The sequence below is a fragment of the Methylocaldum sp. genome (assembly GCF_039794385.1).
Taxonomy (GTDB): domain Bacteria; phylum Pseudomonadota; class Gammaproteobacteria; order Methylococcales; family Methylococcaceae; genus Methylocaldum.
Map to the genome: position 1 here is coordinate 1 of NZ_JBDIVO010000349.1, position 4,758 is coordinate 4,758.

General features: G+C 56.3%; 6 protein-coding genes. All 6 read left to right on the plus strand.

Annotated features, from left to right (window positions below; all coding sequences use genetic code 11):
* Positions 1-541: methyltransferase domain-containing protein (locus ABJK70_RS20460; RefSeq protein ID WP_347258934.1), on the plus strand; the 541-nt coding region annotated here is incomplete at its 5' end.
* 412 nt (positions 542-953) lie between these two features.
* The gene (locus tag ABJK70_RS20465; protein ID WP_347258935.1) at positions 954-1,541 is read left to right on the plus strand and encodes a TetR/AcrR family transcriptional regulator; all 588 of its coding nucleotides are present in this window, start codon (positions 954-956) and stop codon (positions 1,539-1,541) included.
* Positions 1,542-1,578: 37 nt separating this feature from the next.
* Complete coding sequence (grxC, locus tag ABJK70_RS20470; RefSeq protein ID WP_133717555.1) at positions 1,579-1,857, plus strand: glutaredoxin 3; 279 nt, start codon at positions 1,579-1,581, stop codon at positions 1,855-1,857.
* A 192-nt stretch (positions 1,858-2,049) separates the two neighbouring features.
* Complete coding sequence (locus tag ABJK70_RS20475) at positions 2,050-2,574, plus strand: peroxidase-related enzyme (protein WP_347258936.1); 525 nt, start codon at positions 2,050-2,052, stop codon at positions 2,572-2,574.
* Between the two features lie 385 nt (positions 2,575-2,959).
* On the plus strand, positions 2,960-3,535 hold the full coding sequence (locus tag ABJK70_RS20480) for a carboxymuconolactone decarboxylase family protein (protein ID WP_347258937.1): 576 nt from the start codon (positions 2,960-2,962) through the stop codon (positions 3,533-3,535).
* A gap of 153 nt (positions 3,536-3,688) precedes the next feature.
* The gene (locus ABJK70_RS20485; protein ID WP_347258938.1) at positions 3,689-4,312 is read left to right on the plus strand and encodes an isochorismatase family cysteine hydrolase; all 624 of its coding nucleotides are present in this window, start codon (positions 3,689-3,691) and stop codon (positions 4,310-4,312) included.
* Positions 4,313-4,758: the final 446 nt, after the last annotated feature.

Consider the following 4,758-nt stretch of genomic DNA (forward strand, 5'->3'; position numbering starts at 1 on the left):
GGGTTGCGGCAGCGGCGATCTTCCGAGGGCAATCGTTAGATGGTGCCGAAAACAAAATATCCCGGTTTCTCTAACTGCTGTCGATTTCAATAGCTCTATTGTTCGCTACGCGAATGCTCAATCCAAAGACTTTCCTGAAATACGCTATGAAACGATAGATGTCTTTTCGGACGAGTTCAAACGAAGGCGATTCGATATTGTCGTGATGAGCTTGTTTCTGCACCACTTCGACAACCGCAAGGCAAGAGCATTACTGAAGAATTCTTACGACCAGTGCCGGCTGGCGGTTGTGGTCAACGACCTGCACAGAAGTCCTGTTGCCTATCACCTCTTTAAGTTATTTACCTTGGTTACGGCCTCAAACCACATTACCCGTCACGATGGCTTAATCTCCATCCTGCGGGGATTCCGGAAAAAGGACCTGGAGAGGCTAACAAATGACATTCCTGAGGCAAAGCGGAATATCAAATGGAAGTGGGCATTTCGTTGGCAATTGACGTTGGAAAAGGAAAAGGCGGTTCCTGTAGCGGGCAAGGGATAAAGCGATCGTTCGCCGGCTTGGAGTCCACGTTTCTTAGGGCTTCCGGCCTTAAAAGTATTCCTCGCGAGGCGAAGCCCAATGCCTTAAGCCGGCTCCGTTCGTGCTAAACGATAGCAAGCTCGTTTCGCGGCGCTCGCAGTTCACTTTACGCCGCGAAACCCGACCTTGTATCGGCGCTAGCGCCGACCCCCGTTCCTTGCGATCTACCCGAGACTATAGCCCATCCTTGGGGCCCGCCCCCTTCGGAGCCAGCCTTCGGCCGTCCAAATTCGTCTGAATCGCAAACGGGCCTTTAGTCGACCCCTTCCTTCGGTTTTGTCGACTCGCCCGCATCCGCATTGCTCCCTGTCTCCCGATAAGTGCGGTAAATTCCCGCTTGCCTTATGGACCGTTCGGTACAATAATGTGCTGCATGAACGTTGGCCGACCTTTGGAATTCGATCCCGAACAGGTGCTGGACGCCGCCATGCAGGTCTTTTGGGCGAGCGGCTACGAAGCAACCTCACTGCAAAACCTGCTCGACGCGATGGATTTGTCGAAAAGCAGTTTCTACCAGTCGTTCGGGGGCAAACGGCAGTTGTTCGAGCGCTGCCTCAAGCGTTACCGAAACACCATGGCGGCGGCCATGCTGGACAGCTTGAACCAAGCCCCGTCGGGCCGGCAGTTCATCGAAGACAGGCTGTCGTCCGTGGCCTCCGAAGCCTGTAGCGGCGAGAAACCGCGTGGCTGCCTGGTGATGAATACGGCGAACGAGTTCGCGCAGGGCGATCCGATCGTGGCCGAATGGGTTGCGCAGGGCGTGGACCAGTTTACGGCGATTTTCAAAGCGGCGGTGCAGCGGGCGCAAACAGAGGGCACCATTACCGCCGACAAGGATCCGGAGGCGCTGGCCCGTTTTCTCGTCAGCAGTATGAGCGGACTTAAGACGATGGTAAAAGCCGGCATCGAGGGAGAAGAGATTAAACGGATTATTCAGATCGTTTTGAGGGCAATCGATTGAATTGCGTGACCCATTTAAACCCGAACTGAGGATGACCATGCCTGAAGTCCACATGTATAGCACCGCGAACTGTCCCTATTGCGTGGCGGCGGAACGGCTGTTGGCCGCCCGGGGCGTACGGAACATCGAGAAACGCCGTATCGATATCGATCCTGCGCTGCGTGCGGAAATGATGAACAAGACACAGCGCCGCACGGTGCCGCAGATTTATATCGGGGAAGTCCATGTGGGCGGTTACACCGACTTGGTCGCCCTGGACCGAGAAGGCCGATTGCGGGAATTGCTCGAAGCCGATTCAAGCCTTCCCATGTCATGAGTACGGGCGGCTTTTTTTGGCCACTTTTTTGAACCGATCGATACAGATATGGGTCATGCAGGTTAACCCCAGAGGAACGGAACCTTGCCGCCAATATTCCAGATCGAAGGAGGCTGTGCAGCCGGTTTTTTTGCCCATTTCTGTACCGGTTAGTCCACAAATAGAACTTGTCCTTGCTCCACCGAGGTTTCAATGACTACCCAGAACGCCATCGATCCAGCCGCCGCACTTGCCGAAATCGAGCAAACGTTTGGCTTCATCCCCAATCTGTTTCGGGCCTATGCCGATTATCCGCCGCTGTTGGGCGCCAATTGGGCGAAAGTGAAAGCCATCCTGCTGCAGGGTGGCTTACGGCGCGAAGTAAAGGAAACCATCGCCCTGCTGGTCTCCAGGGACAACGCCTGCGCCTATTGCATCGACGCCCATGCTGCCGCCCTGCACATGCTGGGCTTCTCGCCACAAGACGTCGCCGCCATGGAACACACCCTGGGCGATACCCATTTCAGCAGCCGCGAGCAAGCACTCATCGACTTCGCCCGCCGTGCCAATCGCGAAGCCAATCGCATGGCGGCGGACTTGAAACGCCTGTCTGCCCAAGACATTCCCATGGCGGAGGTCATCGAAGCGCTGGGCGTAATGGAGTTGTTCGCCGCCTTCAACCGTTTTGCCGACGCTTTGGGTGTCGTTCCCGATTCTTTTCCATCCCCGCAGCAATGAGCGTTCGGCGCCCGTTCCCACCGAGGTTTTCCGCGGATTGGCCGCGCGGGCCGGCTAGAGCGCTTTTCACCGCAATTCAGCGGTGAGAATCGGGAAATTCGTAGGTCGGCAATCTGCTGCCGACACACGTGGTCGGCGAGGGGCTTTGTCGGAAGGGGCGTCCTGGCGCTCCCAGGACGGTCGTTTGCGATTGGAAGGGTCGCGACTAAAGCGACCGTTTGCGATTGGAAGGGTCGCGACTAAAGCGACCGTCTGCGATTGGGAAAGGATTGCCGATCTACTCCACCTTGGGAGAGCGCTACGCCAAACCAGAAAATGCTCTAACCATCTTTTTGCCCATTTTTGGACCGATACGTCCGTAACTCACTACACATAGGAGCACATCATGTCATCCGAATACCAACTTTCACTTCTACCGAAAACCATTGATAACGCGGAGCCTCGCGCCCAGTCGGCTCTCGACAGCGCACGCAAGCAATTGGGTTTTATCCCGAACATGTATGCCGTCATGGCCAATTCACCAGGCCTTCTGGAGAGTTATCTGCACGGTTACGCCCTTTTCCGCACGGAGTCCGGTTTTTCGCCGGTCGAACAGGAAGTTGTGTTTCTGACCATCAGCCGCGAAAACGGCTGCCACTATTGCATGGCTGCCCACAGCTTCGTTGCCGACGCCATGTCCAAAGTACCTCCCGCCGTGACTGATGCCATTCGTGACGGTAAGCCCATTCCCGACGCGAAGCTCGCCGCGCTGAGCGCATTCACCATCACTCTGGTGAAAACCCGCGGACAGCCGAGCCGTCGGGATGTGGAACACTTTCTGGCCTCAGGCTATAGCGAACGGTCCATCCTGGAAATCATCCTCGCCATCGCCGTGAAAACCCTGAGCAACTATGCCAACCATCTGTTCCACACACCGGTCGATCCGGTATTCGCCAGCCGCGAGTGGAAGAAGTCGGCCTAACCATCGACTTCGAAGAAGGAAGACAACGACAGGGCACATGGCAGGATCGGGCGGCCGTATACGCCCCCCGATCCCTGCCGAATCACGAACAACGACACCTCAACTCAATTAAAGGAATCACACGATGAATACAAAACAGACCGCAGTCGTTCTATGGAGCTGCAAAATGACTTTCTCAGCGAAGGCGGCAAGCTATACCCCTTGCTAACCTCCGTGCTCCAAGAAAATAACGTTAATAAGAACCTGAACCGACTCATCATGGACGCCCGCGCTCAAGGCATGCTCATCGTGCACACGCCCATTCAATTTTCGCCCGACTACCGGGAGATGGGTCATTCTCCCTACGGCATCATGAAAGTGGTGAAGGATGCCGGCGCCTTGATTCGGGGTACTTGGGGCGCGGAGATCGCGCCCTTCATCGATCGTCAGGAAAGTGATCTCGTGATCGACGGGAAATCCAGTATTGATGCCTTCGCCGGAACCAACCTCGACTTCGTGCTGCGCGCTCATGGCATCACGACTGTCGCGCTCGCCGGGCAGCTCACCAACATCTGCATCGAGTCCGCGATGCGCTCCGCCTATAACAAAGGTTATCGGGTGTTCGGCATCACCGATGCCAGCGCAACCATTGACCTCGAACAGTACAGGTTCTCGGTCCAGAACAACTGGTCGATGTTCTCCCTTCCCGCAACACACCGGAAATTCCTGGACCAAGCCGCTGTGCCTCGCTGTGGCTCCCACTCGCAGGAAGCCGTACCGGCCTCCTGCTGCGCCTGATTGGAGGTGAGGGGCGATTCCGACTCCTAGCATCCCGCAGGAATAGCCGATCGAGCAAGAATCGCCTGCCCCGAAAGAAAAAGGCGTCACGCGCGGGCTCCGCCCAAAGCTTTCCGGATCGCGTGTGCATTTCGTCACCCGAGGGACCGCTAAGGACGGAACCGCCGTGGCATAGCGGGGCATTCCATCACTGGCGATATGAGCCGGTCACTGCTTCCGGCGCAATCGGCCCTTAGAGCATTTTCTGATTCGGTGTAAGGGAGCCCCATATGTAGGTCGGCAATCCCTTGCCGACGTACCGGCTCGGCAAAGGGCTTTGTCGGAAGGGCAGCTCTGGCGCTCCCAGAGATGCCGTTTGCGATTGGGAAGGGATTGCCGACCTACGTTCTTCCTTCCCGACACGAATCCGTACACCGGGATGAAAAACGCTCTAATTCATACCTAAT